39 protein-coding genes are annotated in these 26,714 nt (G+C 66.0%); 4 read left to right on the top strand and 35 right to left on the bottom strand.

The window, feature by feature from the left end:
- Window positions 1–6 precede the first annotated feature (6 nt).
- Window positions 7–1,506 carry a type VII secretion-associated serine protease mycosin gene (gene mycP, locus SACGLDRAFT_RS02260; protein ID WP_232284053.1) on the top strand — a complete coding sequence of 500 codons (1,500 nt, stop codon included), beginning with the start codon at window positions 7–9 and terminating at the stop codon, window positions 1,504–1,506.
- Between the two features lie 334 nt (window positions 1,507–1,840).
- On the opposite strand, the gene eccB is transcribed toward mycP, so the two are convergent.
- A complete protein-coding gene (gene eccB, locus SACGLDRAFT_RS02255) occupies window positions 1,841–3,469 on the bottom strand; it encodes a type VII secretion protein EccB (RefSeq protein ID WP_005461403.1) in 1,629 nt (542 codons plus the stop codon).
- A 640-nt stretch (window positions 3,470–4,109) separates the two neighbouring features.
- Between eccB and eccE the strand changes: the two genes are divergently transcribed.
- The 3 genes from eccE to SACGLDRAFT_RS21695 all read left to right on the top strand — a co-directional run bounded on the left by eccE (window position 4,110) and on the right by SACGLDRAFT_RS21695 (window position 7,174).
- Entirely contained in the window at window positions 4,110–5,300 is a 1,191-nt protein-coding gene (gene eccE, locus SACGLDRAFT_RS02250) for a type VII secretion protein EccE (protein WP_040919508.1), read from the top strand.
- On the top strand, window positions 5,297–6,019 hold the full coding sequence (locus tag SACGLDRAFT_RS02245) for a hypothetical protein (protein WP_005461400.1): 723 nt from the start codon (window positions 5,297–5,299) through the stop codon (window positions 6,017–6,019). The genes eccE and SACGLDRAFT_RS02245 overlap by 4 nt, the downstream gene beginning before the upstream one ends.
- A gap of 189 nt (window positions 6,020–6,208) precedes the next feature.
- The gene (locus tag SACGLDRAFT_RS21695; RefSeq protein ID WP_083852923.1) at window positions 6,209–7,174 is read left to right on the top strand and encodes a hypothetical protein; all 966 of its coding nucleotides are present in this window, start codon (window positions 6,209–6,211) and stop codon (window positions 7,172–7,174) included.
- Here SACGLDRAFT_RS21695 and truA read toward each other — a convergent pair.
- The 34 genes from truA to tuf all read right to left on the bottom strand — a co-directional run bounded on the left by truA (window position 7,084) and on the right by tuf (window position 26,613).
- The gene (gene truA / locus SACGLDRAFT_RS02240) at window positions 7,084–8,010 is read right to left on the bottom strand and encodes a tRNA pseudouridine(38-40) synthase TruA (protein WP_005461396.1); all 927 of its coding nucleotides are present in this window, start codon (window positions 8,008–8,010) and stop codon (window positions 7,084–7,086) included. The genes SACGLDRAFT_RS21695 and truA overlap by 91 nt on opposite strands.
- Window positions 8,007–8,567, bottom strand: coding sequence for a 50S ribosomal protein L17 (gene rplQ, locus SACGLDRAFT_RS02235; protein WP_005461394.1), 561 nt, complete (start codon window positions 8,565–8,567; stop codon window positions 8,007–8,009). The genes truA and rplQ overlap by 4 nt, the downstream gene beginning before the upstream one ends.
- Before the next feature lie 37 nt (window positions 8,568–8,604).
- Window positions 8,605–9,678, bottom strand: a complete 1,074-nt coding sequence (locus tag SACGLDRAFT_RS02230; RefSeq protein WP_005461393.1) for a DNA-directed RNA polymerase subunit alpha — start codon at window positions 9,676–9,678, stop codon at window positions 8,605–8,607.
- 115 nt (window positions 9,679–9,793) lie between these two features.
- Window positions 9,794–10,402 carry a 30S ribosomal protein S4 gene (gene rpsD, locus SACGLDRAFT_RS02225; RefSeq protein ID WP_005461392.1) on the bottom strand — a complete coding sequence of 203 codons (609 nt, stop codon included), beginning with the start codon at window positions 10,400–10,402 and terminating at the stop codon, window positions 9,794–9,796.
- 23 nt (window positions 10,403–10,425) lie between these two features.
- Window positions 10,426–10,830: a 30S ribosomal protein S11 gene (gene rpsK, locus SACGLDRAFT_RS02220; RefSeq protein WP_005443310.1), complete on the bottom strand. Its 405-nt coding sequence runs from the start codon at window positions 10,828–10,830 to the stop codon at window positions 10,426–10,428.
- A gap of 17 nt (window positions 10,831–10,847) precedes the next feature.
- A complete protein-coding gene (locus SACGLDRAFT_RS22625) occupies window positions 10,848–11,027 on the bottom strand; it encodes a hypothetical protein (protein WP_083852922.1) in 180 nt (59 codons plus the stop codon).
- Window positions 11,024–11,404: a 30S ribosomal protein S13 gene (gene rpsM / locus SACGLDRAFT_RS02215; RefSeq protein ID WP_005461390.1), complete on the bottom strand. Its 381-nt coding sequence runs from the start codon at window positions 11,402–11,404 to the stop codon at window positions 11,024–11,026. The genes SACGLDRAFT_RS22625 and rpsM overlap by 4 nt, the downstream gene beginning before the upstream one ends.
- Window positions 11,405–11,601: 197 nt before the next feature.
- A complete protein-coding gene (gene rpmJ, locus SACGLDRAFT_RS02210) occupies window positions 11,602–11,715 on the bottom strand; it encodes a 50S ribosomal protein L36 (RefSeq protein ID WP_005461389.1) in 114 nt (37 codons plus the stop codon).
- 76 nt (window positions 11,716–11,791) lie between these two features.
- Window positions 11,792–12,013, bottom strand: coding sequence for a translation initiation factor IF-1 (gene infA / locus SACGLDRAFT_RS02205; RefSeq protein ID WP_005443304.1), 222 nt, complete (start codon window positions 12,011–12,013; stop codon window positions 11,792–11,794).
- A 273-nt stretch (window positions 12,014–12,286) separates the two neighbouring features.
- Window positions 12,287–13,066 carry a type I methionyl aminopeptidase gene (gene map, locus SACGLDRAFT_RS02200; RefSeq protein ID WP_005461386.1) on the bottom strand — a complete coding sequence of 260 codons (780 nt, stop codon included), beginning with the start codon at window positions 13,064–13,066 and terminating at the stop codon, window positions 12,287–12,289.
- Window positions 13,067–13,105: 39 nt separating this feature from the next.
- Window positions 13,106–13,660, bottom strand: a complete 555-nt coding sequence (locus tag SACGLDRAFT_RS02195) for an adenylate kinase (RefSeq protein ID WP_005461384.1) — start codon at window positions 13,658–13,660, stop codon at window positions 13,106–13,108.
- Complete coding sequence (gene secY / locus SACGLDRAFT_RS02190; RefSeq protein ID WP_005461383.1) at window positions 13,657–14,964, bottom strand: preprotein translocase subunit SecY; 1,308 nt, start codon at window positions 14,962–14,964, stop codon at window positions 13,657–13,659. Before secY ends, SACGLDRAFT_RS02195 begins: the two co-directional genes overlap by 4 nt.
- 389 nt (window positions 14,965–15,353) lie before the next feature.
- Window positions 15,354–15,797, bottom strand: coding sequence for a 50S ribosomal protein L15 (gene rplO / locus SACGLDRAFT_RS02185; RefSeq protein WP_005461382.1), 444 nt, complete (start codon window positions 15,795–15,797; stop codon window positions 15,354–15,356).
- Window positions 15,797–15,979 (bottom strand): 50S ribosomal protein L30, encoded by a 183-nt coding sequence (gene rpmD, locus SACGLDRAFT_RS02180; RefSeq protein ID WP_005461381.1) that lies wholly within the window; start codon window positions 15,977–15,979, stop codon window positions 15,797–15,799. The genes rplO and rpmD overlap by 1 nt, the downstream gene beginning before the upstream one ends.
- Before the next feature lies 1 nt (window position 15,980).
- Complete coding sequence (gene rpsE, locus SACGLDRAFT_RS02175) at window positions 15,981–16,610, bottom strand: 30S ribosomal protein S5 (protein WP_005461378.1); 630 nt, start codon at window positions 16,608–16,610, stop codon at window positions 15,981–15,983.
- 36 nt (window positions 16,611–16,646) lie between these two features.
- The gene (rplR, locus tag SACGLDRAFT_RS02170) at window positions 16,647–17,045 is read right to left on the bottom strand and encodes a 50S ribosomal protein L18 (RefSeq protein ID WP_005461369.1); all 399 of its coding nucleotides are present in this window, start codon (window positions 17,043–17,045) and stop codon (window positions 16,647–16,649) included.
- A gap of 2 nt (window positions 17,046–17,047) precedes the next feature.
- Complete coding sequence (gene rplF, locus SACGLDRAFT_RS02165) at window positions 17,048–17,587, bottom strand: 50S ribosomal protein L6 (RefSeq protein WP_005461363.1); 540 nt, start codon at window positions 17,585–17,587, stop codon at window positions 17,048–17,050.
- Window positions 17,588–17,602: 15 nt separating this feature from the next.
- Window positions 17,603–18,001, bottom strand: coding sequence for a 30S ribosomal protein S8 (gene rpsH, locus SACGLDRAFT_RS02160; RefSeq protein WP_005461362.1), 399 nt, complete (start codon window positions 17,999–18,001; stop codon window positions 17,603–17,605).
- Between the two features lie 98 nt (window positions 18,002–18,099).
- On the bottom strand, window positions 18,100–18,285 hold the full coding sequence (locus tag SACGLDRAFT_RS02155; RefSeq protein WP_005461361.1) for a type Z 30S ribosomal protein S14: 186 nt from the start codon (window positions 18,283–18,285) through the stop codon (window positions 18,100–18,102).
- A 4-nt stretch (window positions 18,286–18,289) separates the two neighbouring features.
- Window positions 18,290–18,859, bottom strand: coding sequence for a 50S ribosomal protein L5 (rplE, locus tag SACGLDRAFT_RS02150; protein WP_005461360.1), 570 nt, complete (start codon window positions 18,857–18,859; stop codon window positions 18,290–18,292).
- Window positions 18,859–19,173 (bottom strand): 50S ribosomal protein L24, encoded by a 315-nt coding sequence (gene rplX / locus SACGLDRAFT_RS02145; RefSeq protein WP_005453255.1) that lies wholly within the window; start codon window positions 19,171–19,173, stop codon window positions 18,859–18,861. The genes rplE and rplX overlap by 1 nt, the downstream gene beginning before the upstream one ends.
- Window positions 19,174–19,542, bottom strand: coding sequence for a 50S ribosomal protein L14 (rplN, locus tag SACGLDRAFT_RS02140; RefSeq protein ID WP_005461359.1), 369 nt, complete (start codon window positions 19,540–19,542; stop codon window positions 19,174–19,176).
- A gap of 78 nt (window positions 19,543–19,620) precedes the next feature.
- Window positions 19,621–19,902 (bottom strand): 30S ribosomal protein S17, encoded by a 282-nt coding sequence (rpsQ, locus tag SACGLDRAFT_RS02135; RefSeq protein ID WP_005461358.1) that lies wholly within the window; start codon window positions 19,900–19,902, stop codon window positions 19,621–19,623.
- Window positions 19,899–20,150, bottom strand: a complete 252-nt coding sequence (gene rpmC / locus SACGLDRAFT_RS02130; RefSeq protein WP_005443256.1) for a 50S ribosomal protein L29 — start codon at window positions 20,148–20,150, stop codon at window positions 19,899–19,901. Before rpmC ends, rpsQ begins: the two co-directional genes overlap by 4 nt.
- Window positions 20,150–20,569: a 50S ribosomal protein L16 gene (gene rplP, locus SACGLDRAFT_RS02125; protein ID WP_005461357.1), complete on the bottom strand. Its 420-nt coding sequence runs from the start codon at window positions 20,567–20,569 to the stop codon at window positions 20,150–20,152. Before rplP ends, rpmC begins: the two co-directional genes overlap by 1 nt.
- A 3-nt stretch (window positions 20,570–20,572) precedes the next feature.
- Window positions 20,573–21,421, bottom strand: a complete 849-nt coding sequence (gene rpsC, locus SACGLDRAFT_RS02120) for a 30S ribosomal protein S3 (protein WP_005461356.1) — start codon at window positions 21,419–21,421, stop codon at window positions 20,573–20,575.
- Window positions 21,421–21,843 carry a 50S ribosomal protein L22 gene (gene rplV / locus SACGLDRAFT_RS02115; RefSeq protein ID WP_005453246.1) on the bottom strand — a complete coding sequence of 141 codons (423 nt, stop codon included), beginning with the start codon at window positions 21,841–21,843 and terminating at the stop codon, window positions 21,421–21,423. The genes rpsC and rplV overlap by 1 nt, the downstream gene beginning before the upstream one ends.
- Window positions 21,844–21,869: 26 nt before the next feature.
- Window positions 21,870–22,151 carry a 30S ribosomal protein S19 gene (gene rpsS / locus SACGLDRAFT_RS02110; protein WP_005461355.1) on the bottom strand — a complete coding sequence of 94 codons (282 nt, stop codon included), beginning with the start codon at window positions 22,149–22,151 and terminating at the stop codon, window positions 21,870–21,872.
- Between the two features lie 18 nt (window positions 22,152–22,169).
- Window positions 22,170–23,003 (bottom strand): 50S ribosomal protein L2, encoded by an 834-nt coding sequence (gene rplB / locus SACGLDRAFT_RS02105; RefSeq protein WP_005461354.1) that lies wholly within the window; start codon window positions 23,001–23,003, stop codon window positions 22,170–22,172.
- Window positions 23,004–23,017: 14 nt separating this feature from the next.
- Window positions 23,018–23,329: a 50S ribosomal protein L23 gene (gene rplW, locus SACGLDRAFT_RS02100; RefSeq protein ID WP_005461353.1), complete on the bottom strand. Its 312-nt coding sequence runs from the start codon at window positions 23,327–23,329 to the stop codon at window positions 23,018–23,020.
- Window positions 23,326–24,009, bottom strand: a complete 684-nt coding sequence (gene rplD, locus SACGLDRAFT_RS02095; protein WP_005461352.1) for a 50S ribosomal protein L4 — start codon at window positions 24,007–24,009, stop codon at window positions 23,326–23,328. The genes rplW and rplD overlap by 4 nt, the downstream gene beginning before the upstream one ends.
- Entirely contained in the window at window positions 24,006–24,662 is a 657-nt protein-coding gene (gene rplC, locus SACGLDRAFT_RS02090; protein ID WP_005461351.1) for a 50S ribosomal protein L3, read from the bottom strand. Before rplC ends, rplD begins: the two co-directional genes overlap by 4 nt.
- A gap of 30 nt (window positions 24,663–24,692) precedes the next feature.
- Window positions 24,693–24,998, bottom strand: a complete 306-nt coding sequence (gene rpsJ / locus SACGLDRAFT_RS02085; RefSeq protein WP_003883485.1) for a 30S ribosomal protein S10 — start codon at window positions 24,996–24,998, stop codon at window positions 24,693–24,695.
- 421 nt (window positions 24,999–25,419) lie between these two features.
- Window positions 25,420–26,613 (bottom strand): elongation factor Tu, encoded by a 1,194-nt coding sequence (gene tuf, locus SACGLDRAFT_RS02080; protein ID WP_005461350.1) that lies wholly within the window; start codon window positions 26,611–26,613, stop codon window positions 25,420–25,422.
- Between the last annotated feature and the right edge of the window lie 101 nt (window positions 26,614–26,714).

The following is a 26,714-nucleotide window of genomic DNA, read 5'->3' as shown; positions in this document are numbered from 1 at the left end:
CGGACTATGAAACGACGCAGGGCGTTGGCGCTCGCCGCCACCATCGGCATCGGCGGCGCGGTGTTGGCGCCGACGCCCGCATGGGCGCAGGACGACGCGGCGTCTCAGGAGACCGTCGGCTACGCCACTCCGCCACCGGTGGACCCTGGTCAGCGTCCCAACGACGACGGGCAGCCGGACAAGACCTACGAGAAAAAGGTCGAGTGCGTCCAGCGCAACCTCGAGTACAGCGAGGACCTCCAGAACGCGCCGTGGGGGCAGCAGTACCTCCGCATCGACGAGGTCCATGCCCTCATGCGTTCGACCACGGGCCACGTCGGTATCGACCCGAAGACGGGAAAGCCGATCAAGGTCGCGGTGATCGACACCGGGGTCCGGCAGCACCCCTACTTCAAGCACGAGGTCCTGGGCGAGGGCGACTACGTGCGGAAGGGCGGAAACGGCCTCGAGGACTGCGACGGTCACGGCACCGAGGTCGCCGGCATCATCGCCGCGGACACCCCCGACCACATCGGCTTCATCGGCGTCGCTCCCGACGCCCAGATCATGTCGATCAGGCAGTCCAGCCAGAACTACGCTCCCAAGCAAAATTCGGGCGGTGGGTCCACCCCTGGCACGGGACCGTCCCAGGACAGCCGCACTCAGGACAGTGAAGGCGCCGGAACGCTGTCCACCTTGGCGAAGGCCGTGGTCCGCGCGGCCGATAAGGGCGCGCAGGTCATCAACATCTCCATCAACAACTGCCGCCCCGCCAATGGTCCGATCACTCCGGACGAGCAACAGCTCCAGGCCGCCATCGACTACGCGGTCAGAGTGAAGGACGCCGTCGTCGTCTCGGCGGCCGGCAACGTCTCGGACGCGACCAGCTGCAAGCAGAACGACCAAGCGCTGGCGGAGAAACCCACGACCATCGTGACACCACCGTGGTTCTCCGACAACGTCCTGTCCGTGGCGGCCATCGACGAGACCGGCGGCGTGGCCGACTTCAGCATGAACGGCCCCTGGGTCAGCGTGGCCGCGCCGGGGACCGGGATCATCTCGCTCGACCCCGCGGAAGGGTCCGACCGCCTGGCCAACCTGATGGTCGACGGCGGCGAGACACAGGAGATCAGGGGAACCAGCTTCGCGGCGCCGTACGTGGCGGGCCTGGCCGCGTTGGTGCGCGCGAAGTATCCGGACCTCAACGCCTACGAGGTCATGCACCGGATCAAGTTCACCGCGCAGCATCCCGCGGCGTCGAACGGTCGCGACAACTTCGTGGGTTACGGCGTTATCGACCCCATGGCGGCGTTGACGGCCACCGTGCCCTCCGAGGAGGGCATGCCTTCCGCGCAGGCCGAAGAGCTGCCCTCCGACATGCCTCCCGCGTCGAACCGCGACTGGACACCGACCATCGTGGCGTTGACGGGCGCCGGCGGCGCACTCGCGGCGCTGGTGATCACCCTCTTCGTGGTCCACACCATCCGCCGCAACCAGAAGGACACCGAGAAGCCTGCGCGCGCCTGACCCAAACCGTTTTTAGCCCGCTAAACACGAAGACGGACCCCGTCCGTGGGGCCCCACACCGTGTTTAGCGGGCTAAATTCGTTCAAGCGGGTAGGAGAAGACGCGCTCCCCAGCGGGCCCCCTTTACTCACGAGAACGGATCAGCCAAATCGGGCTTACCGCTAGGTTTTGCGCAAAGTGGTCACCGGCCCCCCCAGGGCACGTTTAGCGGGCAAAAATAAAACGGCCCCTCCTCCCAAAAGCCCTCCCAAACTTGCCCTCGCGCAACAAAAAGCCGGGCGGGTGACTCACTCCGGAGTCATGCCCGCCCGGCTTGAGAGCCGTTCTCAGCGCCTCAGTTACCGCCCTGCGGAGCCGCCTGCTCCTGAGGCTGGATCACGGCGCCCGCTTGCGCGTCCACGGGCACCGTGTCGTAGGTCCGCTGAGCGTCCTGCAGGTTCAGCGAAGGCCCCGTGGGCAACAACTTGATGATCGACTCAGGCGCCGGCGAGAGCTTCGTGAGCCCCAGTCCCTTCGCGATGTCCTGGTTCGGAACCCCGTAACGCACCCCGCGGTCGGAGATGAGCTGGATGCTGCCGCGACCGAAGGTGTCCTTCGTCGTCGCCCCCTGCACGGCCGCCGCGTAGCCGGGCTGCATGTAGAAGTTGTCGATCTTCTGGCCGTCCGGGGACGGGGTGCCGATCTTCACGACCTGCGGAGTGCCGTCCGGGTTCGACGGCACCGGAAGAACGCTCGAGATGTACACCGACGTGAAGGCGTCGCGCTGCTCGCCCTCACCCCTGATGTTCCATCCCAGGCACGACACCGGGTGCTGCAGCGGGTCGAGCACGGTCGGCACGGTGTCCGGGTAGTGCTCCACGTCGAGATAACCGGGGGACCCCGGAGTCACCTGGGGCAGGCCCTGCAGCACGTCGGGGGTCACGCTGGACATGTTGCTGCCGCCAATCCCCGGGGTGTACAGGATCATGTCCGCCACGGCCTTCGACACCCGCTGCACACCCTCCTTCAGCACCACGTAGAAGTCCGTGCCGCCGGCGGCCTCGGTCACGAAGACGTCGCCGACCTTGAGCGCGGTGCCGTCGAAGTCCGGCTGCTCGTTGACGCCCGGAATGGCCGGCAGGTCGAGGGTTCCCACCGACGGGATCGCGTTGAGCAACCCCGTCGAGATGTGCCGGGCCATACGTGCGTCGAGCTTCAGCGCGGCGGTGACCGCGTTCTGCGTCAGATCCACCTCGGCCCGCACGGTGTTGGCATTCAGCTTGTTGGCGTCGGTCTTCTGCCGGTACACGAGGTAGTGCTTGCCGTCGTCGGCCTCCACCAGCAACGCCTGGTTCTGAGCGAGTTCGCGACCGAGGTTCTTGACACCGGCCAACACCGTGGTTTCCGTCACGGCCTTCTCCCGTGCCACGGGATCGTTCAGGGAGCGGTCGACGTTGATCTGGTCACAGACTCCCCAGTCGGTGGAGATCAGCTGCTCCTCCGTCGGCAGCAGGTCGGGCCCGTCCGGAATGCCCTGCAGCCGCCCCTTGGGAATGTCCTTGAGCTGTTCGTCGGACACGATTTGCGGCTCCACGGCCTCCATGGCACCACCGCCGGGGGCTCCCTGGCCGCCCTCCTGCCCTTCGCTCTGGTTCTGGGCCATGAGGATCAGCCGCGCCGACGCCAGGTTGAACGTCGGGATGAGCTTCTTCGGATTACCGGCGATCACGTAGACCGTTCCGGACTGCTCGCCGATGACGATGCCGGAGTCCGGCGCCTTCGGATCAGGCTTGAAAAGGCCGAAGATGATGAAGCCCAGCATCCCCAGGCAGCTCAACACGACGCCCACGATGGTGGCACGCGAGTGTGTGCGCATCGGGTCGTGCAGCATCACGGCGTCCTTGCGCACCAAGGCGGACTGCATCCGACGCAGCACGAATTGGTAGGCCTGGACTTGCGACTTTGTTGTCGGTGTTGACGGCATTCTTGACCTACAGCTCTCCCACTCGCGGTACGGTTCCGCAGGATAGCCGTACGGGGACCGTTCGGTGTTGGTTTCTACCAACTCCGGTTAGTGTGCGACTCGCCGGGATCGGCTATCAGCTCAGTTACAGGCACAAGGGGAAGAGATCGAGCGGATGTCCGTCAGCACTCCTCCACGTCCGCCGGGCCCGCCGCAAGGGCCTCCGCCCCCCACGGGGCGGCCAGCGGGCCCACCGCAGCGACCGGGACGCCCCATGGCACCGGGAGGCCCTGGTGGAGGCTCCGGCCCCCGTGGACCGCAGGGTGTACCTCCGGCTCCACCGGGTGGTCCCGGAGGACCGGGTCGTCCTCGCGGTTCTCAACCTCCCGGAGTTCCTCGGAGACCTGGTGGCCCCGCGGGTGGTCCCGGCGGCCCTGGTGGTCCCGGCGGCCCTGGTGGTCCCGGCGGCCCTGGTGGTCCCGGAGGACCAGGTGGGCCGGGTGGGCCGGGTGGCCCTGGAGGCCCCGGCGGTCCCGGTGGTCCCGGAGGACCGGGTGGACCGGGAGATTCCGGTGGCCCCCCGAAGCCACCGACACCGAACCCGCCCCCTCGTGTCGCTCCTCCGGCGCGACGTCGGACGTTCGGTGCCAACTTCGGCCCGATCCCCGTCACCAACCTCGTGCTGCTCGAGGTCGGTCTCGCGATTGGACTGATCCTCATCGCGATCAACGAGTCGTTGGTCTACGTCGCGATCGGGGTTGCCGCCGTCATGCTGATCCTGGCGTTCCTGCGCTGGGGCGGCCAGTGGTTCACCCAGTGGGCCGGGCTGACGACTCGCTACGCCTTCAGGTCACACGATCGTGTGGTCGTTCCTCCCGCGCCCACGGATGTGGAAACACTCGCCGCGCAGGACGACGACAAGGTGATCGGTTCGGAAGACGCACGCGTCAGCCTGCTGCGCCTGGCCGTGCCCGATCTCGTCGTCGCCCAGGGACGGGACCACGAGCATCAGGAAGTGGGATTCGCCTACCACGACGGCGCCTGGACGGCCGTTCTCCTCGTGGAACCGACTCCGGCGTTGATCACCCAGGCCGGCGGTGCGCCGAGTCTGCCGCTGTCGGCGTTGGCGCCCTGCCTGGAGGACCGGGGTGTGGTGCTGGACTCCATTCAGATGACGTGGCACTGCTACCCCGGCAGCGCAGCACTCCCCGCTGACTCGCCTGCGTTGGCGTCGTACATGGAAGTCCTGGGACCGCTGCCCGCCGCTGCTCGGCGGACGACATGGGTCTCCGTCAAGCTCGACCCGAAGCGGTGCCCGGCCGCCATACGGGAACGTGGCGGCGGCGTCGTGGGCGCCCACAGAGCGTTGATCGGTGCGCTGTCTCGCGTCCGAAACGCCCTGGAGTCGCACGGTGTCCCGACCCGGCCGCTGAGCCCCGACGAGTTGTTGCGCGCCGGCATTTCGGCCGCGGAACTCACCGGTGTCGCCGGCTCCAACTCACAGGTCCGGATGCAGGAACGGTGGACGAGCGTGACGGCGGCCAGCATCGGCCATGCGAGCTACGCCATCACGGGGTGGCCCAAGGGCAAGATCACCACGACCCTCAACGCGTTGACGAGTGTTCGGGCGTTGTCCGCCACCGTGGCGATGTCGATCTCGCCGGCCGACGAGGAGAACCGCATCGGGCTTCGAGGCGTGGTGCGGATCAGCGCACGCAACCCGCGGGAGCTCGACACCAGTGACCAGCGACTGACCAGCGTCTCGGAGCGCATCGGGGTCACCCTGACGCCCCTGCGCGGACGCCAAGCGGCCGGTTTCGCCGCCACCTTGCCGTTGGGAGGCACGGCATGAGCGCACGGGTTCACGACGTCAACAAAGCCATGGGGGTGGCGCCCGAGTTCGTGGTCGATCCCGCGTTGCTCGACGCGATCAGCCCCTCCGGCGACCGGGGTGGGATCGTCCTCGGCTCCGGCCTTCAGGGCGAGCCGTTGACGGTGTCCGCGCTACGCGCCGCCCCGACCAGGATCGTGCTCGTCGGAGGCATGTACCTGGCGCGCCAGGTCGCCATGCGAGCAATGGCGGTGGGCGCGTGGGTCGTCATCGCGACGGGGCGGCCGACGGCCTGGCACGTGCTGTCGAACGCCGCGGGACAGCAGCCGAATGGGCAGCCCTCACCGCTGGTGCAGATCCGTCGGCTGTCGCCGGTGGAATTGCCGCGCCCGTCCGAGGACGCACCGCTGTTGGTCGTCCACGACGGGGGGCCGACGCCGCAGGATCTGTTCCCTCCGAGGTCGCCGTGGCAGACAACCATCTACGTGCTGCCGTACCTCCACCCGCAGGCGGGGACGTTGGCCAACGCGGCCGATCTCGTACTGATGCAGCGCCTGCCCGCGGGCCAGGCGGAACTCGCTGCTCGCATCTGGCGGCTGCCGCCTCAGATGATGCGGCAGCTGACGACGCTCAAGGACGACCAGATCGTGGCGCTGGGCCGCAACCTGTGGCGTCCACTGCGCCTGGTCACGACAGCCAAGGAACAACAGCTCCTGGGCCCCATCCGCCGAGGGGACTGACCTGCCGGCCTTCCCGGAGGGGCGTGTTTAGCGGGCTAAACACGCCCCTCCGGCTGTATGTGGGGACTCGACACTCCAGGCTCCTGGTGCCTCGCCCGGCTTGTGGACAACCGGCAATCTTCCCCAGGGGCTGTGGACAACTCGACTCGAACGGACGTGAAGGTCTGCGGCACACGCAATGCTGCGGACATGAACACAACCATCGATATCAACGACGTTTTTCGTGGCTCCGTCGCGAAAGCGCACGGTTATGTCACCGCAGCGGAACTGCGTGGGCCCCGGTTTCGACGCCTTTTCCAGGACGTTTACGTCCCAGCACATGTACCGGTGACCCACGAGCTTCGTTGCCGCGGTGCGGCACTCATCGTTCCCAAAGAAGCAGTTCTCACCGGCCGATCAGCGGCAACCGTCCTCGGTGTCGAACTCGCAAAACCCTACGACCCTGTCGAATTCGTCGTGCCCGAAGCTCACCGCTTCGGCCCCATCAAAGGTATTCACGTGCGCCGCACCGAGGTGAAGCCGAAGGAATCGCGACCGTGGAACGGAATTCGTATAGCACGGCCGTGGCGAATAGCTCTCGACCTGGTTCTACGACTGTCGCCACGCGTCCACGGCTGGGTTCGCAGGCTGCGGATCGCAGTGCCTGACCTCGATGCTTTCGTGCGTTCGGGTCGTGTCACGGTGACGAAACTACGACGTACCTGGAGAGGACGGCGCAATCGCGGCATCCGATTGGCCCGTGCCGCGCTGTCAATGGTCGATCCACGCGCCGAGTCGTTGCCGGAATCCGAGTTGAGAGTTGTCCTCAGGGCGGGAGGGTTCGATCCCATCCCACAGTATTCGATAACCAGAAAAGGGCGTGAAGTAGCTCGCCTCGACCTCGTCCTGGAAGATACGAAAACAGCCGTCGAGTACGACGGTCGATGGCATCGCTCACGAAGGAATATTCGGCGAGATAAAGCGCGTAGAAAACGACTGATGACGGAAGGATGGAACTTCGTCATCGTCACCGCGGAAAAACTGGCTGGCGATCACCGAAGAATTCTGGAAGAGGTGCGCCGAGCTCAGTTTCGACGCGGGCTTCCAGGCACATCGAGATCACGCAGATGCCGAGTCTTCTCGGCGCGAGCCGCCAATTCGTCGTCAGGTGGATAGTCAACCTTGACGAGGGTGAGGCCGTGGGCCGGTGCCACCACGCTGCTCCGCTCTCGGCTCTTCAACAGTTCCGCGGGCCAACTCGTAGATCGCCGCCCGTCACCGACCCACAGGAGGGCTCCGACCAGACTTCTGACCATGGAATGGCAGAAAGCGTCTGCCGCCACCGAGAGATGCAGCTCGTACTCGTCCACCCGCTCCCAACGCAGTTCGAGGAGCTCCCGGATGGTGGTGGCGCCTTCCCTCTGCTTGCAGAAAGCTGCGAAGTCGTGGAGACCCAACAGCGCCGACGCGGCTTCGTTCATTGCGTCCACGGACAGGGGCCGCGCCCACGCCAACGTATCGCGTCTTTGTAGCGGGCTGACTCCCCACGGAGCGTCCGACACCTTGTACCGGTAATGACGTTTAGCGGCCGAAAAGCGAGCGTCGAAACCGGCCGGAGCACGGCTGATCCTCAGTACTCGCACATCAGCGGGCAAAAGGCGGTTCAGCCGGTGGCGAGCCCAGTCGAGGTCCGGCAAACCATCCGGCGAGACCGGCATGTTTCGAGAACGAGTTTCGCCCGCTAAACGCACCACGTCTGCGTGGACGACCTGGCCGAGCGCATGGACTCCGGCGTCGGTTCGTCCTGCCACCACTATTGAGCCCGCTAAAGATGCTCCGGGGGGCTGTTTCCGGAGGGCTTCTTCGAGGACTCCTTGGACCGTGCGGCGTTCGGGCTGGCGTGCCCAGCCGGAGAAGTCCGTACCGTCGTAGCTGAGGTCGATACGCAGACGAGCGAGCCCGCCCTCCCCGGTGGGAACGGCGGGCTCGCTGCGTGAACTCGTCTCCGTCAGGACTCGTCCTTCTTGTCCGCGCCCTCGGCGGGCTCTTCCGTGGCGTCCTTGGTGGCCGACTCGGGAGCCTCGGCGTCCTGGTCGGTTTCGGAAGCAGCCTTGGCTTCCTCCACCTTCTCCTCCGCCTTCGGCTCCTCGGTGGAAGCGGTGTCCTTGGCGAACTTCGTCTTCCTTGCCGCCTCGGCCTCCGCGGTGACGGTCTTCTCCGACACCAGTTCGATGACCGCCATCTGGGCGTTGTCGCCCTTGCGCGGCAGCGTCTTGGTGATGCGGACGTAACCGCCGTTGCGGTCGACGAAGAAGGGGCCGATCTCGGAGATCAGCTTATGCACGACGTCCTTGTTACGGATGACGCGCATGATCTGACGCCGGTTGTGCAGATCGCCCTTCTTGGCCTTGGTGATGAGCTTTTCCGCGAGCGGACGCACACGCCTGGCCTTGGCCTCGGTCGTCGTGATCTTGCCGTGCTCGAACAACGACGTCGCCAGGTTGGCCAACATCAACCGCTCGTGCGCAGGCGATCCGCCGAGACGGGGTCCCTTGGTCGGGGTAGGCATCGGTTCTCCTCGTTCAGCTTCGCAGCCGCAAGGTCACTTACAGCTGCTCCGTCTCTGCGTAGTCCTGGCCGTCGTCGTGGCCAGTGTCCGGAAGGCCCGGCGACCGTGTCTCCGCGCCCCACGTCTCGCTGCCGCTCTCATAGGTGGACGCGGCAGCCGTGGGGTCGAATCCGGGCGGGCTGTCCTTCAGCGTCAAGCCGAGGCCGACGAGCTTCATCTTCACCTCGTCGATCGACTTCGCACCGAAGTTCCGGATGTCGAGCAGGTCCGCCTCGCTACGCGACACCAGCTCGCCAACCGTGTGAATTCCCTCGCGCTTCAGGCAGTTGTACGACCGCACCGTGAGGTCGAGGTCCTCGATCGGCATCGCGTAGGCGGCGATGGTGTCCGCCTCCTGCGGCGACGGCCCGATCTCGATGCCCTCGGCGTCGACGTTCAGCTCGCGGGCGAGCCCGAACAGCTCGACCAGGGTCTTACCCGCCGAGGCGACGGCGTCCCTCGGGGTGATCGACGGCTTGGTCTCCACGTCGAGCACCAACTTGTCGAAGTCGGTGCGCTGCTCGACACGGGTGGCCTCGACCTTGTAGGTCACCTTGAGCACCGGGGAGTAGATCGAGTCGATCGGAATACGACCGATCTCCGCACCCGCCTGCTTGTTCTGAAGCGCGGGAACGTATCCGCGGCCGCGTTCGACAACGAGTTCGATCTCGAGCTTGCCCTTGCTGTTCAGCGACGCGATGTGCAGATCCGGGTTGTGCACGGTCACGCCGGACGGCGGCACGATGTCGGCCGCGGTGACCTCACCGGGCCCCTGCTTGCGCAGGTACATCGTGACGGGCTCGTCCTCCTCGGAGGAGACGACGAGTTCCTTGAGGTTCAGGATGATCTCGGTGACGTCTTCCTTCACCCCGGGCACGGTGGTGAACTCGTGCAACACACCGTCGATGCGGATGCTCGTTACTGCGGCACCGGGGATCGACGACAGCAGGGTCCGCCGAAGCGAGTTGCCCAGGGTGTAGCCGAAGCCGGGCTCGAGCGGCTCGATGGTGAACCGTGAGCGCGTCTCGTTGACCGTCTCTTCGCTGAGAGTCGGCCGCTGGGAAATCAGCACTGTTCTTCTTCCTTTCCTGCCGGCGCCCGCCATATGACGCCGATAGGTGTGGCGTAGCGGCGACGCACTCGGGGCGCCGCCGACGTTCCGTCCCCGGCCGTGACCGGGTACGGGTTCACTTCTTCGAGTAGTACTCGACGATCAGCTGTTCCTGAACCGGAACCTCGATCTGGGCCCGCTCCGGGAGCTGGTGCACCAGAATGCGCAGGTTCGAAGGAACGACCTGCAGCCACGCGGGCACGGGGCGCTCACCCAGCGACTCCTTGGCCGCGACGAACGGCAGCGTCTTGAGCGACTTGGGCCGAACGTCGATGATGTCGAATTTCGACACCCGGTAGCTCGGGATGTTCACCTTCTCGCCGTTGACGAGGAAGTGGCCGTGGCTGACGAGCTGACGAGCCTGCCGACGCGTACGCGCCAGGCCGGCCCGGTACACCACGTTGTCGAGCCGGGATTCCAGCAGCTGCAGCAGGTTGTCACCGGTCTTGCCGGAACGCCGGGCCGCCTCCTCGTAGTAGCGCCGGAACTGGCGCTCAAGGATGCCGTACGTGTGGCGGGCCTTCTGCTTCTCCTGGAGCTGCAGCAGGTACTCGCTCTCCTTGACCCGGCCGCGGCCGTGCTGGCCCGGCGGGTAGGGGCGACGTTCGAACGCCTTGTCGTTACCGACGAGGTCAACCTTGAGCCGACGCGAGACACGAGTCGCGGGGCCGGTGTATCGAGCCATAAGTCCTTACTCCTCCCCGTTCCTCAGACCCGGCGCCGCTTCGGGGGGCGGCAGCCGTTGTGCGGCTGCGGGGTCACGTCCTGGATGGTGCCGACTTCGAGGCCAGCGGCCTGCAGCGAGCGGATCGCGGTCTCACGACCGGAACCGGGGCCCTTGACGAACACGTCGACCTTCTTCATGCCGTGCTCGGCGGCCTTGCGCGCAGCGTTCTCGGCGGCCATCTGAGCGGCGAACGGGGTCGACTTGCGGGAACCCTTGAAGCCGACGTGGCCCGAGGACGCCCAGGAGATCACCGCACCGTTGGGGTCGGTGATCGAAACGATGGTGTTGTTGAACGTGCTCTTGATGTGGGCGTGCCCGTGAACGACGTTCTTCTTTTCCTTACGCCGGACCTTCTTGGTCCCCGACGTACGAGACTTCGGTGGCATGGTCGGGTGTCTCCTCGTTAGCGCGAGTTCTGCTGGTGGGCTGCTGCGGCTTCACGCTGCCCGCGTCGCATCAAAGTGCCGGCGTCGGTGTACAGCTGGCGCAGCGCCATCGGACGGGCGTAGAGAGCCTTCGGCGACATCCGGGCCCCGCGACGCTGGACCGCGCCCGCACGGACTCGTCTGCCGCTGGCACTCACTTCTTGCCCGCCTTCTTCTTTCCGGCGACCGTCTTCTTCGGGCCCTTGCGGGTACGGGCGTTGGTCTTGGTGCGCTGGCCACGAACGGGCAGGCCGCGGCGCCAACGAAGCCCCTGGTAGCACCCGATCTCGATCTTCCGACGGATGTCGGCGTTCACCTCGCGCCGAAGGTCACCTTCGACCTTGTAGTTCTCTTCGATGAACTCGCGCAGCTTGGCGAGGTCGTCGTCACCCAGGTCCTTCACGCGGGTGTCCGGGTTGACCTGCGTCGCTGCGAGGATCTCCTTCGAGCGTGTACGGCCGATGCCGTAGATGTAGGTCAGCGCGATCTCCAACCGCTTCTCGCGGGGGAGGTCAACGCCAGCGAGTCGTGCCATTGGCGGTTGTGCTCCTTCGTTTCATTCTCTTCGGGTCTGCTCCCTGCCCGTCCCGGGACGACTCGCCGTCACCCGCCCGCTCTCGCGGACGGTATCCCGGCCCCGGCCCGAAGCTCCGGGGGTGAACCGGGTCGTCACGACCCGGCAGGCGCGGGGAGGTTGCGATTCGACTGTCAGATCACTGACGACGACCGCGATCAGCCCTGACGCTGCTTGTGGCGCAGGTTGTCGCAGATGACCATGATGCGTCCGTGACGACGGACGATCTGGCACTTGTCGCAGATCCTCTTGACGCTCGGCTTGACCTTCACGTCTCCTGCTCTCCTGCTCGTGCTGAGTTGCTGCGCGCCCCCTGGCGGGAGTCACCTCCCACCGCGCTCACCGTGATCACTTGTAGCGATAGACGATGCGACCACGGGACAAGTCGTAGGGCGAGAGCTCCACGACAACCCTGTCTTCCGGAAGGATGCGGATGTAGTGCTGCCGCATCTTCCCGCTGATGTGTGCCAGGACCTTGTGGCCGTTCTCCAACTCGACGCGAAACATCGCGTTGGGAAGCGGCTCAATTACGCGGCCCTCGACCTCGATGGCCCCGTCCTTCTTCGCCATGTACTCCGCGTTTCGTGATCGGTGTGAGCGTTTGAGTGCTTGCCTGGGTGGCACACACGTCACCTCGACCCAAGCGACTACGTGAGCACGCTGGAGTCGACATGATGAGCACGCCGACTAAACAGTGTACGCAACAGTTGTCAAGCCGGACCACGGGGCCCTGTGGAAGGACGCGTTGGTATGACAGCGTAACGGATGAACACGCACCGTGTTTAGCGGGCCAAATGCGGTCACTGGGACCCGGCCGATCGCGGCCGTACCGTTTTTAGCCCGCTAAACGTGGTCCTCGGGGGCAGTCAGCACCCACGGACCGTCCTCGGTGATTGCGACGGTGTGCTCCCAGTGGGCAGCGCGGGAGCCGTCCGCGGTGATGACCGTCCAGCCGTCGTCCAGTTCGATGGTCTCGGCCGAGCCACCCGTCAACATCGGTTCGATGGCGAGCGCCATGCCGACAGCCAGCTTGGGCCCCTTGCCGGGCTTGCCGACATTCGGCAGGAACGGCTCCATGTGCATTTCGCGGCCGATGCCGTGGCCGCCGTACTCGACGACCATGCCGTACTCGACCCCGTCCTTCGCGCTCGCCCGACGAGCAGCGGATTCGACGGCGTGCGAGATGTCCGTCAGTCGAGCGTTGGGGGCCACGGCCTCAATCCCCGCGAGCATAGCCGCCCGTGTGGCCGCCGACAGCATGCGATCGCGCTCGGAGACCTCGCCGATCTCGATCGTGACCGCCGAGTCACCGTGCCAGCCGTCGAGGATGGCCCCGCAGTCGACCGACAACAGGTCCCCGTCGGCGAGCACCGTGTCCTTCGAGGGAATGCCATGCACGATCTGCTCGTTCACCGACGCGCAGATCGAGGCAGGGAAACCGTGGTAGCCCTTGAACGACGGCACCGCACCCGCCTCGCGGATGGTCTGTTCGGCCAGCTCGTCCAACTCACCCGTACTGACTCCGGGCCGCGCCGCTTCCGTCACCTTCCGCAGTGTGCGTGCGACGACAAGGCCCGCCGCCCGCATAGCTTCCAGCTCGCCGGGCGTCTTGATCTCAATCATTCGCCGCCGTCGAAACATACCGAGCACGAACCGGTCGACTCACGCACGCTTGCCGAGCGCGTCGAGCATCCTGGCGGTCACCTCGTCGATGCTACCGACCCCGTCGACGGTGACCAGGATGTCCGAGTAGTACTCCAGCAGCGGAGCGGTCTCGGAGCGATACACCTGCTGCCGACGCCGGATGACTTCCTCGGTGTCGTCGGCACGCCCACGACCGAGCAGACGCTCCACGAGCATGTCCTCGGGAACCTTGAGTTCGATCACGGCGTCGAGCGAGGAACCGTTCTCCGTGAGCAGCTCCCCCAGCACGTCGGCCTGCTTGGTGGTGCGGGGAAAACCGTCGAGGAGGAAGCCCTCCTTGGCGTCCGGCTCCGCCAGCCTCTCGCGGACCATCTCGTTGGTCACGGTGTCCGGGACGAGTTCACCCGAGTCGAGGTAGCGCTTGGCCTCCTTGCCCAGGGGCGTCTGCTCACCAACGTGCTTGCGAAAGAGGTCACCGGTCGAGATGTGAGGGATCCCCAGCCGCTGCGACAGCGCCGCTGCCTGTGTGCCTTTACCCGCTCCGGGCGGGCCGACAAGAACTACACGCGTCATCGGAGGAACCCTTCGTAGTTACGCTGCATCAGCTGGCTTTCGATCTGTTTCACGGTGTCGAGCCCGACGCCCACCATGATCAGCACAGCTGTTCCGCCGAACGGGAAGTTCTGGTTGTTCCCTTCGCCGGTGACCGACAGGAAGAAGTTCGGCAGAATCGCCACGATACCGAGGTAGATGGAGCCCGGCAGGGTGATCCTGCTGAGCACGTACCCGAGGTACTCGGCGGTGGGCCGTCCCGGCCGGATGCCGGGGATGAACCCGCCGAACTTCTTCATCTCCTCGGCTCGATCGTCCACGTTGAACGTGATCGTGATGTAGAAGTACGTGAAGAAGATGATCATCGCGAAGTACAACGCGATGTGCACCCAGTGCGACTGGTTCGTCACGTAGTTCTGCAGGAAGCGCTGCCAGCCCGAGGCCTGGTTCGGGTCGCCGATGAGCTGTCCGAGAAGGTCGGGCAGGTAGAGCAGCGACGACGCGAAGATGACCGGGATGACACCGGCCTGGTTCACCTTGATCGGCAGATAGGTGGAGGTACCGCCGTACATGCGGCGGCCGATCATCCGCTTGGCGTACTGCACCGGAATCCGGCGCTGCCCCTGCTCGACGAAGATGACGCTCGCGATGATCGCCAGCGCGAGCAGGCAGATGAAGAAGAACGTCAGCCCGCCCTGGTTGTTGAGGATGGCGAGACCCTCGGTCGGGATTCGGGCGGCGATGTTCAGGAAGATGAGCAGCGACATGCCGTTGCCGACACCGCGCTCGGTGATGAGCTCGCCGAGCCACATCATGACGGCCGTGCCCGCCGTCATCGTCAACACCGTCAGCGACAGCGTGAAGACGCTGTTGTCGGGCAGGACCGGCTGCGCGCAGTTGGAGAAGAGCTGACCGCGGTCGGCCAACGCGACGACGCCGGTGGCCTGCAGGATGGCCAGCGCGATGGTGAGGTAACGCGTGTACTGCGTGAGCTTGCTCTGGCCGGCCTGACCTTCTCGCTTGAGCTCCTCGAAGCGAGGGATCACCACGGTGAGCAGCTGGATGATGATGCTCGCCGTGATGTAGGGCATGATGCCCGTGGCGAAGACCGAAAGCTGTAGTAGCGCGCCACCGCTGAACAGGTTCAGCAGCGAGAAGATGTTCTGATCCTCGACCTGCTCCAGGCATGCCTGAACGTTCGGGTACGAAACCCCAGGCGCCGGTGTGACCGCACCGATCCTGTACACGACCACGATCATCAGCGTGAACAGGATCTTCTTGCGCAGGTCCGGCGTCGCGAGAGCCGAGCGGAAGGCGCTGAGCACGCGGGGGACCTCCTCGGCGTCGTCGGCGAACCGACGATCGGCTTTGGCCGGCACTGGACCGGCTGGACACTCTGTCACTGGCAGTGAACCAGACACGCTCGGGGCACAGGGGTGTCCCAAGCGTGGGTTCGACTCTAACAGCATCGCCAAGGGGTGCCGCATCTAGTGCGGGGTTCACACGCCCAAGGAACGACGAAAGTAGGACGCGGCCGCCCGGCCCCTCGCGTTTAGCGGGCAGATTGCGGTAAAGGGGCCGGCACAGCGGCCCCCGGACCACGTTTAGCGGGCCAAAAACGGTTCGGACCACATGGCAAGGCCCGCCGGACCTCGTCGTTCCGGTCCGGCGGGCCTTGTTCGAATCGGTGCGGTTCAGCCGCGCGGAAGCGATCTCAGAGCGCGGTGGCCGTGCCACCGGCCGCCTCGATCTTCTCCTTCGCGGACTTGGAGAAGGCGTCGGCGGTGACGTCGAGCTTCACGCCCTCCAGGTCACCGTTGCCGAGAACCTTCACAAGTTCACCCTTGTGGACGAGTCCACGGGCGATCAGCTCGTCCTTGCCGACCTTGCCCCCCTCGGGGAACAGGCGGGCGAGGTCGCCCACGTTGACCGCCTGGTACTCGGTCCGGAAACGGTTCTTGAAGCCACGCAGCTTCGGCAACCGCATGTGGATGGGCATCTGCCCACCCTCGAAACCGACGGGCACGTTCTTCCGGGCCTTCGTACCCTTCGTACCGCGCCCAGCCGTCTTGCCCTTGGAACCCTCACCACGACCGACGCGGATCTTCTCGCGCTTCGCGCCGGGTGCGGGCTTCAGGTGGTGGATCTTGATGGCCATTACTTGACCTCCTCCACGGTCACCAGGTGCCGGACCGTGTGAATGAGACCACGCACCTGCGGCGTGTCCTCACGCACCACGGACTGCCGGATCTTGCGCAGCCCGAGGGTACGAAGCGACGCCCGGTGGTTCTGCTTGGTCCCGATCGTGCTCTTGGTCTGGGTGATCTTCAGCTGAGCCATGTCAGACCCCCTGTCCCGCACGCTGACGCAGCATCCGAGCCGGAGCCACGTCCTCGAGAGGCAGACCACGCCGAGCAGCCACCGCTTCGGGACGCTGGAGGTCCTTCAGGGCCCGCACGGTCGCGTGCACGATGTTGATCGCGTTGTCGCTGCCGAGGGACTTCGACAACACGTCCTGGATTCCGGCGCATTCCAGCACGGCGCGGACCGCGCCACCGGCGATCACACCGGTACCGGCGCTGGCCGGACGGAGCAGCACGACGCCGGCGGCCTCCTCACCCTGCACGGGGTGCGGGATGGTGCCACCGATGCGAGGCACGCGGAAGAAGTTCTTCTTCGCCTCCTCGACACCCTTGGCGATGGCCGCGGGCACCTCCTTGGCCTTGCCGTAGCCGACACCGACCTGACCGTCACCGTCACCAACGACGACCAGCGCGGTGAAGCTGAAGCGACGACCACCCTTGACGACCTTGGCCACGCGGTTGATCGCTACGACGCGCTCGAGGTGCGGGGTCTTGTCCTGGGCCGCCCCGCCACGGCCACCGTCACGACGGTCCCTGCGGTCCCGGCCACCGCGCTCGCGGTCGCCCTGTCCGCCCTGGCCGCCGGATTGCCGCGTACGTCCCGGCATCAGGCGTTCCTTCCGTTCTCGAGAATCTTGCTCATGTCAGAACTCCAACCCGCCCTTTCGAGCGGCGTCGGCCAGGGCGGCGATACGACCGTGGTAGGCGTTGCCACCGCGGTCGAACACCACCTTGGAAATGCCCGCGGCCTTGGCGCGGGCCGCGACCAACTCGCCGACCTTGGCGGCCTTGGCCTTCTTGTCGCCCTCGACGGCTCGGACGTCCGCCTCCAAGGAGGACGCCGAGGCCAGGGTGTGCCCCGCGAGATCGTCGATCAGCTGAACGACGATGTGACGCGAGGAGCGCTTCACCGACATGCGCGGACGCGCAGGGGTGCCGTTGACCTTCTTGCGGAGCCGGTTGTGCCGACGGACCCTGCCAGCGCGACGACGGGTGGAGATGTCCTTGCCGACCGGCTTGCGCTTCGTAACCGTTTCGCTCATGATCACTTACCCGTCTTCCCGACCTTGCGGCGGATGCGCTCACCCTCGTAACGCAAGCCCTTGCCCTTGTACGGGTCCGGACGACGCAGGCGCCGGATGACCGCCGCGATCTGGCCGACCTTCTGCTTGTCGATACCGGACACGGAGAACTTGGTCGGGCTCTCCACCTTGAACGTGATGCCCTCCGGAGCCTTGATCAGCACCGGGTGGCTGTAGCCGAGGGCGAACTCGAGGTCCGAGCCCTTGGCCTGCACGCGGTAACCGACCCCGTGGATCTCCATGCGCTTCTCGTAGCCCTGCGTCACTCCGATGACGAGGTTGTTCACCAGAGTGCGGGTGAGGCCGTGCAGCGCGCGGCTCTCCCGCTCGTCGTCGGGACGCTTCACCAGCAGGGCGCCGTCTTCGCCGCGCTCGACGGTGATCGGCTCGGGAACTGTGTGCTCCAGCGTGCCCTTCGGGCCCTTGACCGTGATGTGCTGCCCGTCGATGGTCACATCGACCCCGGAGGGGACAGTGATCGGCAGCTTACCGATGCGTGACATGCCAGTCCCCCTTCCTCACCAGACGTAGGCGAGGACTTCGCCGCCCACGCCGTTGCGCTTGCACTGCCTGTCGGTCTGGAGCCCGGAGGACGTCGAGATGATCGCCACGCCGAGTCCACCCAGAACGCTGGGCAGGTTGGTCGATTTCGCGTACACGCGCAGACCGGGCTTGGACACGCGCCGGAGGCCGGCGATGCTGCGCTCACGGTTCGGGCCGTACTTCAGCTCCACAACCAGGTTCTTGTGCTTCTCACCCGGTTCGATGCGGTAGTCAGCGATGTAGCCCTCACGCTTGAGGATCTCGGCGATGTTCGCCTTGATCTTCGAGTGCGGCAGCACGACCTTGTCGTGGTACGCCGAGTTCGCGTTCCGCAGACGTGTCAGGAAGTCTGCGATCGGGTCGGTCATCGTCATGGTGACCTGTCAACCTTTCTCGCCCTGGTTCCCCTTGTCGGGGCCTGTGGCGAAGTTGGATGGGTCCCTGCACGGTGGCAGGGGACGTCAAAGAGCCTTCACCAGCTCGACTTACTCACGCCGGGGAGCTGTCCCGCGTGCGCCATTTCCCGCAGGCAGATCCGGCAGAGGCCGAACTTGCGGTACACCGAGCGAGGACGTCCGCAACGCTGGCAGCGGGTGTAGGCGCGCACCGCGAACTTGGGCTTGCGGGCAGCCTTGGCGATCAGAGCTTTCTTGGCCATCTGATCACGCCTCCTTGAAGGGGAAACCGAGCTTGCGCAGCAACGAGCGACCCTCGTCGTCGGTGTTGGCGCTGGTCACAACCGTGACGTCCATGCCGCGCGGGCGGTCGATGGAGTCGGGGTTGATCTCGTGGAACATCGACTGCTCGGTGAGACCGAACGTGTAGTTGCCGTTGCCGTCGAACTGCTTGTCCGACAGCCCGCGGAAGTCACGGATACGCGGCAACGCGATGGTCAGCAGCCGGTCCAAAAACTCCCACATGCGGTCGCCACGGAGCGTCACCCGAGCACCGATCGGCTGGCCCTCACGCAGCTTGAACTGCGCGATGGACTTGCGGGCCCGGCGCACCTCGGGCTTCTGCCCGGTGATGGTGGCGAGATCGCGGACAGCGCCCTCGATGAGCTTGCTGTCCCGAGCGGCGTCACCGACGCCCATGTTGACCACGACCTTGACCACACCGGGGATCTGGTGCGGGTTGGTGTAGCCGAACTCCTCGCGCAGCTGGCCGGCGATCTCCTCGCGGTACCGGGTCTTCAACCGCGGTGTCGGATACGTCTTCTCTGCGGTCGTCATCAGATGTCCTTGCCCGTCCTACGCGAGATACGAACCTTCTTGCCGTCCTCGCCGATGCGGTAGCCCACCCGAGTCGGCTTGCCGTCGGAGTCGACGACCATCACGTTCGAGACGTGGATGGGAGCCTCCTGGGTGACGATCCCGCCGGACTGGGCACCGCGCTGCGTCTGGGTGATGCGGGTGTGCTTCTTGATGCGGTTCACACCCTCGACCAGAACTCGCTGACGCTCGGGGTAAGCCTTGATGACCTTGCCCTTGGCGCCCTTGTCCTTGCCTGCGATGACGAGGACCGTGTCGCCCTTCTTGACCTTCATTCAGAGCACCTCCGGCGCGAGCGAGATGATCTTCATGAACTTCCGATCGCGCAGCTCGCGGCCCACCGGCCCGAAGATGCGTGTGCCTCGTGGTTCGTTGTCGTTCTTGATGAGCACCGCAGCGTTCTCGTCGAACCGGATGTAGGAGCCGTCGGGGCGACGCTTCTCCTTCGCGGTCCTGACGATGACGGCCCTGACGACGTCACCACGCTTCACGTTGGCGCCCGGGATGGCGTCCTTGACGGTGGCGACGATGACGTCACCGATACCCGCGTAGCGCCGCCCCGAGCCACCGAGCACCCGGATGGTCAGGATCTCCTTGGCACCCGTGTTGTCGGCGACTCGCAGTCGCGACTCCTGCTGGATCACGTCAACTCCTGTATGTCGCGCCGGTTCTCGGCCTTGCCGAGCCTGGCGGAACGAAGGGGGCTGTTGCCCAGCCCCTGATTACTTGGCCTTCTCGCGGATCTCGACGAGCCGCCACCGCTTGGTGGCCGACAGCGGTCGGGTCTCCATGAGCAGGACCCGGTCACCCACACCAGCGGCGTTCTGCTCGTCGTGTGCCTTCACCTTCTTGGTGCTACGCACGACCTTGCCGTACAGCGGGTGCTTCTTCCGGTCCTCGAGCTCCACGACGATCGTCTTGTCCATCTTGTCGGACACGACCAGTCCTTCGCGGACCTTCCGGTAGTTACGTCCGGCGTCCTTGTTCTGCACCGCCTCCGTCATGCGGCACCCTCACTCTCGTTCTCCTCGGGGGAGACGGACAGACCGAGCTCCCGCTCCCGCATCACGGTGTAGATGCGGGCGATGTCCGCGCGCACCGTGCGCAGCCTGCGGTTGTTGTCGAGCTGCCCGGTCGCCATCTGGAACCGGAGGTTGAACAGCTCCTCCTTGGACTCCTTCAGGCGCAGCACGAGCTCTTCAGCAGTGAGCTCACGAAGTTCTGACGCCGCCACTCCTCCGGCCTTCGCCATCAGAACTCACCACCTTCACGAGTCACGATCCTGCACTTCATCGGCAGCTTGTGGATCGCACGACGCATCGCCTCGCGGGCCACGGCCTCGTTCGGGAAGCTCATCTCGAACATGACCCGACCGGGCTTCACGTTGGCGACCCACCACTCCGGCGAACCCTTACCGGAACCCATACGGGTCTCGGCGGGCTTCTTGGTCAGCGGGCGGTCCGGGAAGATGTTGATCCAGATCTTGCCGCCACGCTTGATGTGCCGGGTCATGGCGATACGAGCGGACTCGATCTGCCGGTTGGTGACGTAACCGTGCTCGAGCGCCTGGATGCCGAACTCGCCGAAGTTGACCTTCGTGCCGCCCTTGGCGGCGCCGGAACGCCTCGGTGAGTGCTGCTTGCGGTACTTGACCTTGCGTGGGATGAGCACGCCTCAGCCCTCCGTTTTCTCTGTGGCGTCCGTAGCCGCCACCTGCTGGGCCTGGCCAGCCGCGGTGTCGCTCTTGGCGCCACCCTGCGACGCGGAGGCCCGGCTCGACTCGTTCGCAGACGATGCGCTGCCGGAAGCACCGGAACGCCGACGGGAAGGACGCTCACGGCGCGGTGCACGCTCGGCAGCGGCCGCCGCCTCCCGCTCCTGCTTCGCCTTCAGGCCGCCGATCAGGTCGCCCTTGTAGATCCACACCTTCACGCCGATGCGACCGAACGTCGTACGGGCCTCGAAGAAGCCGTAGTCGATGTCGGCGCGCAGCGTGTGCAGCGGGACCCGGCCGTCGCGGTAGTGCTCCGAACGGGACATCTCGGCGCCGCCGAGACGACCGCTGCACTGCACGCGAATGCCCTTGACCTGGGGCGAGCGCATCGAGGTCTGGATCGCCTTGCGCATCGCGCGGCGGAACGCCACGCGGTTGGAGAGCTGCTCGGCGATGCCCTGAGCCACGAGCTGGGCGTCCGCCTCGGCGTTCTTGACCTCCAGGATGTTCAGCTGCACCTGCTTGCCGGTGAGCTTCTCCAGCGCGCCACGGATCCGGTCGGCCTCGGCACCACGGCGGCCGATGACGATGCCCGGCCGGGCGGTGTGGATGTCGACACGGACCCGGTCACGGGTGCGCTCGATCTCGACCTTGGAGATGCCGGCACGCTCCATCCCGGTGGACAGGAGCTTGCGGATCTTGACGTCCTCGCCGACGTACTCCGAGTACTGCTTATCGGCGTACCAACGGGACTTCCAGTCCGTGGTGATCCCGAGCCGGAAGCCGTGCGGGTTGATCTTCTGGCCCACTACCGGCCACCTGCCTTCTTCTTGCTCTTCGACTTCGCCTTGTCGGCCGGACGCGACTCGACCTCCACGGTGATGTGGCTGGTCCGCTTGCGGATCCGGTACGCACGCCCCTGCGCCCGCGGGCGGATGCGCTTGAGGGTCGGACCCTCGTCGGCGTAGGCGTTCTTCACCCAGAGCGTGTCCGGGTCGAGGTCGAGGTTGTTCTCCGCGTTGGCCATGGCGCTGGCGAGCACCTTGGCCACGGAGTCGCTGGCCGCCTGCGGCGCGAACCGGAGCACGGCGAGCGCCTCGTTCGCGTTACGACCCTTGATCAGCTCGATCACCCGGCGCACCTTGGTCGGCGAGTCCCGGACGAAGCGAGCCCGCGCGAAAGCCGTAGGCAGCTCCTCTGCCTCGACCACCGCGTCATTACGCGCGTTCATCGCTGCTTCCCCTTCTCGGTGCGCGCTCAGCGGCGGCGCGACTTACGGTCTTCCTTGACGTGGCCCTTGAAGGTCCGCGTCGGGGCGAACTCGCCCAGCTTGTGCCCGACCATCGCCTCGGTGATGAACACCGGGACGTGCTTACGGCCGTCGTGCACCGCGATGGTGTGGCCGAGCATGTCGGGAATGATCGTGGACCGGCGGGACCAGGTCTTGATGACTGTCTTCTTGCCCGACTCGTTGAGCGCGTCCACCTTCTTGAGCAGGTGGTCGTCCACGAACGGGCCTTTCTTCAGGCTACGTGGCATCTGTGGCTACCTCCCTACTCAGCGCTTCTTGCCGGTGCGCCTGCGGCGGACGATCAACTTGTCGCTCGGCTTACGACGACGGGTCCGGCCTTCCGGCTTACCGTTCGGGTTCACCGGGTGGCGACCACCCGAGGTGCGACCCTCACCACCACCGTGGGGGTGGTCCACCGGGTTCATGACCACACCACGAACCGTGGGGCGCTTGCCACGCCAGCGGTTACGACCCGCCTTACCCCAGTTGATGTTGGAGTGCTCGGCGTTGCCGACCTCGCCGACCGTCGCGCGGTTGCGCACGTCCACGTTGCGGATCTCGCCCGACGGCATCCGCAGCTGAGCGTACGGACCGTCCTTGGCGACGAGCTGCACTCGTGCGCCCGCGGAACGAGCGATCTTGGCGCCACCACCGGGCCGGAGCTCGATCGCGTGCACGATCGTGCCGACCGGGATGTTGCGCAGCGGGAGGTTGTTGCCGGGCTTGATGTCGGCCTTGGGGCCGCTCTCGACCCGGTCGCCCTGCTTCAGCTTGTCCGGGGCGATGATGTAGCGCTTCTCGCCGTCGGCGTAGTGCAGCAGCGCGATGCGAGCGCTACGGTTTGGGTCGTACTCGATGTGAGCGACCTTGGCCGGGATGCCGTCCTTGTCGTTGCGCCGGAAGTCGATGACCCGGTACGCACGCTTGTGACCGCCACCCTTGTGCCGAGTGGTGATTCGGCCGCCCGAGTTACGGCCACCGCGACCGTGCAGCGGCCTCAGCAGCGACTTCTCCGGCTCCGACCGCGTGATCTCGGCGAAGTCGGAGACCGAGGAGCCCCGGCGACCCGGAGTCGTTGGCTTGTACTTGCGGATGCCCATGTCGTCTCAGTCCCTTACGCGGCTGGTCCGCCGAAGATCTCGATCGGCTTGCTCTCGGGCGACAGCGTCACGATCGCGCGCTTGGTGTCCTTGCGCTTGCCGTAGCCGAAGCGGGTGCGCTTGCGCTTGCCCGGCCGGTTCAGCGTGTTCACGCTGACCACCTTCACGCCGAAGATCTTCTCGACCGCGATCTTGATCTCGGTCTTGTTGGCGTCCGGGCGAACCAGGAACGTGTACTTGTGGTCGTCGAGCAGCCCGTAGGACTTCTCGGAGATCACCGGCGCGATCAGGACGTCGCGCGGGTCGGGGATCGCCACGGAGCTCACTGCTCGTCACTCCCTTCAGCCTGACTCGACGCGGCCACGGGGCGCTTGCCCTTCACCGGGCCGGCGAGGAACGCGTCGAAGGCGGCCTTCGTGAACACCACGTCGTCGTTGACCAGCACGTCGTAGGTGTTGAGCTGGTCCGGCGTGATCAGGTGCACGTTCGGCAGGTTCCGCGCCGAGTAGGTACCCACCTCGTCGTCCCGGTGCAGCACCACGAGCACACGCTTGGCCTGCGTCACCGCGGCCAGGGCCGACTTCGCCGCCTTCGTGGACGGCTTCTCGCCGCTGACCAGCTCGGTGATGACGTGGACCTGACCGGCACGAGCGCGGTCGGAAAGCGCGCCGCGGAGCGCGGCCGCCTTCATCTTCTTCGGGGTGCGCTGCGTGTAGTCCCTCGGCGTGGGGCCGTGGACGGTGCCACCACCGGTGAACTGCGGAGCGCGGACCGAACCCTGGCGGGCCCGGCCGGTGCCCTTCTGGCGGTACGGCTTGCGGCCACCACCGCGAACCTCACCGCGGGTCTTCGTGTCGTGCGTGCCCTGCCGGGCGGCCGCCATCTGGGCCACCACGACCTGGTGCATCAGCGGGATGTTCGCCTGCACGTCGAAGATCTCGGCCGGGAGCTCGACGGTGCCCTGGGCCTCGCCCGTGGGGCTCTTCAACTCGACCGTCGCGGTCACTGGGTCACACCACCCTTCGCGGCGCTACGCACGAACACCAGGCCGCCCTTGGGACCGGGGACCGCGCCCTTGATCAGGAGAAGGCCGTCCTCGGCACGAACCGAGTGAACGGTCAGGCCCTGGGTCGTCACACGGTTGTGGCCCATGCGGCCCGCCATGCGCATGCCCTTGAACACGCGACCGGGGGTGGCGCAGCCACCGATCGAACCCGGAGCGCGGTGCTTGGCCTGGTTACCGTGGCTGGCGCCCTGGCCGCGGAAGCCGTGGCGCTTCATGACACCCGCGTAGCCCTTGCCCTTGGTGGTGCCGGTGACGTCGACGATCGCACCGTCGGAGAACACGTCGACGGTGATCTCCTGACCGACCTCGTAGGTGTCCGCGTCGGCCGTGCGCAGCTCGGCGAGGTAGCGCCGGGGCGTCACACCGGCCTTCGCGAAGTGCCCGGCCTTCGGCTTGTTGACCCGACGCGGGTCGATGGCGCCGAAGGCCAACTGGACGGCCGAATAACCGTCCTTCTCCTTGTTGCGCACCTGGGTCACCACGTTCGGCCCGGCCTTGACGACGGTCACCGGGACGACCCGGTTGTTCTCGTCGAAGACCTGGGTCATACCGAGCTTGGTGCCCAGAATGCCCTTCACTTGCCTTTCAGACATGAGTCTCTATCTCCGCCGCTCGACCAACGCTTACTGGATGTTGACGTCGACGCTCGCCGGAAGGTCGATGCGCATGAGCGCGTCCACCGTCTTCGGCGTCGGGTCGAGGATGTCGATCAGACGCTTGTGCGTGCGCATCTCGAAGTGCTCGCGCGAGTCCTTGTACTTGTGCGGCGAACGGATGACGCAGTAAACGTTCTTCTCGGTGGGCAGCGGCACAGGTCCGACGACCGAGGCGCCGGTGCGCGTCACCGTCTCGACGATCTTGCGCGCGCTGGCGTCGATCGCCTCGTGGTCGTAGGCCTTGAGCCTGATGCGGATCTTCTGTCCCGCCATGGTTCCTTACCGTCTCGTCCTCGACCGGCCCGACATCGACTCCTCGGGCCGGCCATTTCGGCCTGCCCTCGATCGTCGAGGCGCCTCCCCGCGGGGGACGTCGGACGGTCGAGGAATCGTCTCGTACCGCTGTTACCGCACGTCAGCGCCCTGCCTCCGGTCCACGCGGTCGGGCGTGTCGCGCCCATTGCGCAGACTGATCCCGCAGGAATCGTTGTCGTGCCGCTAGGTCTTCTTGCTCCACGGAGCGCCAACCACAGGGTCGACGACTCCTGACTCGCCCATACGCGAGCCCGTGGCGCTCACGGCGGAGCGGCCGATTTCTCAAGCGATATGTCCTTGCGAAATCGACCGCCCCGCGTCGAGCAACCTTAGTAGGATGCCACACTGCCTCGTGGCACCCGCACCCGGGGTGGGTGCCTTACTTGATGATCTTGGTGACCTGGCCGGCGCCGACGGTGCGGCCACCCTCGCGGATGGCGAACCGCAGACCCTCGTCCATGGCGATCGGCTGAATCAGCTGCACCTTGATCTCGGTGTTGTCGCCCGGCATGACCATCTCGGTGCCCTCCGGAAGGGAGACCACACCGGTCACGTCGGTGGTGCGGAAGTAGAACTGCGGACGGTAGTTGTTGAAGAACGGCGTGTGACGGCCACCCTCGTCCTTGGACAGGATGTACACCGAAGCCTCGAACTCGGTGTGCGGGGTGGTGGTGCCGGGCTTCGTAACGACCTGACCGCGCTCCACGTCCTCGCGCTTGATACCACGCAGCAGCAGGGCGGCGTTGTCACCGGCCTGACCGGAGTCCAGCATCTTGTTGAACATCTCGATGCTGGTGACGGTGGTCTTGCGCGACTCGGGCCGGATACCGACGATCTCGACCTCTTCGTTCAGCTTGATCTCACCGCGCTCGATACGGCCGGTGACGACCGTACCGCGACCGGTGATCGTGAAGACGTCCTCGATCGGCATCAGGAACGGCTTGTCGATCTCCCGCTCGGGGTCCGGGATGAACTCGTCGACAGCGTTCATCAGCTCCATGATGCTGTCGGCCCACTTCTCGTCGCCCTCGAGCGCCTTGAGGCCGGACACACGGATGACCGGAGCGTCGTCGCCGGGGAACTCCTGCGAGCTGAGCAGCTCACGGACCTCCATCTCGACGAGCTCGAGGATCTCCTCGTCGTCGACCATGTCGGCCTTGTTCAGAGCCACGACGATGTAGGGCACACCGACCTGGCGGGCGAGCAGCACGTGCTCGCGGGTCTGCGGCATCGGGCCGTCGGTGGCGGCGACCACGAGGATCGCACCGTCCATCTGCGCCGCACCCGTGATCATGTTCTTCACGTAGTCGGCGTGGCCCGGAGCGTCGACGTGCGCGTAGTGGCGCTTCTCCGTCTGGTACTCGACGTGCGAGATGTTGATGGTGATACCGCGCTGCTTCTCCTCGGGCGCGTTGTCGATCTGGTCGAACGCGCGCGACTCGTTCAGCTCGGGGTACCGGTCGTGGAGAACCTTGGTGATCGCCGCGGTCAGGGTGGTCTTGCCGTGGTCGACGTGACCGATGGTCCCGATGTTGACGTGCGGCTTGCTCCGCTCGAACTTCGCCTTCGCCACTGGAATGTCCTCCTGGACTTTCTTGCTGCCGACCGGCGTGGCTGCCGATCGACGACTCGTTCTGCTCGGTTGTGCGGACCTTAGGGGAAGGCCCCTTTCGC

The sequence above is a fragment of the Saccharomonospora glauca K62 genome (assembly GCF_000243395.2).
GTDB lineage: Bacteria > Actinomycetota > Actinomycetes > Mycobacteriales > Pseudonocardiaceae > Saccharomonospora > Saccharomonospora glauca.
The sequence above is the reverse complement of the archived record's forward strand: the minus strand, read 5'-3'. Positions and strand labels throughout refer to the sequence as shown.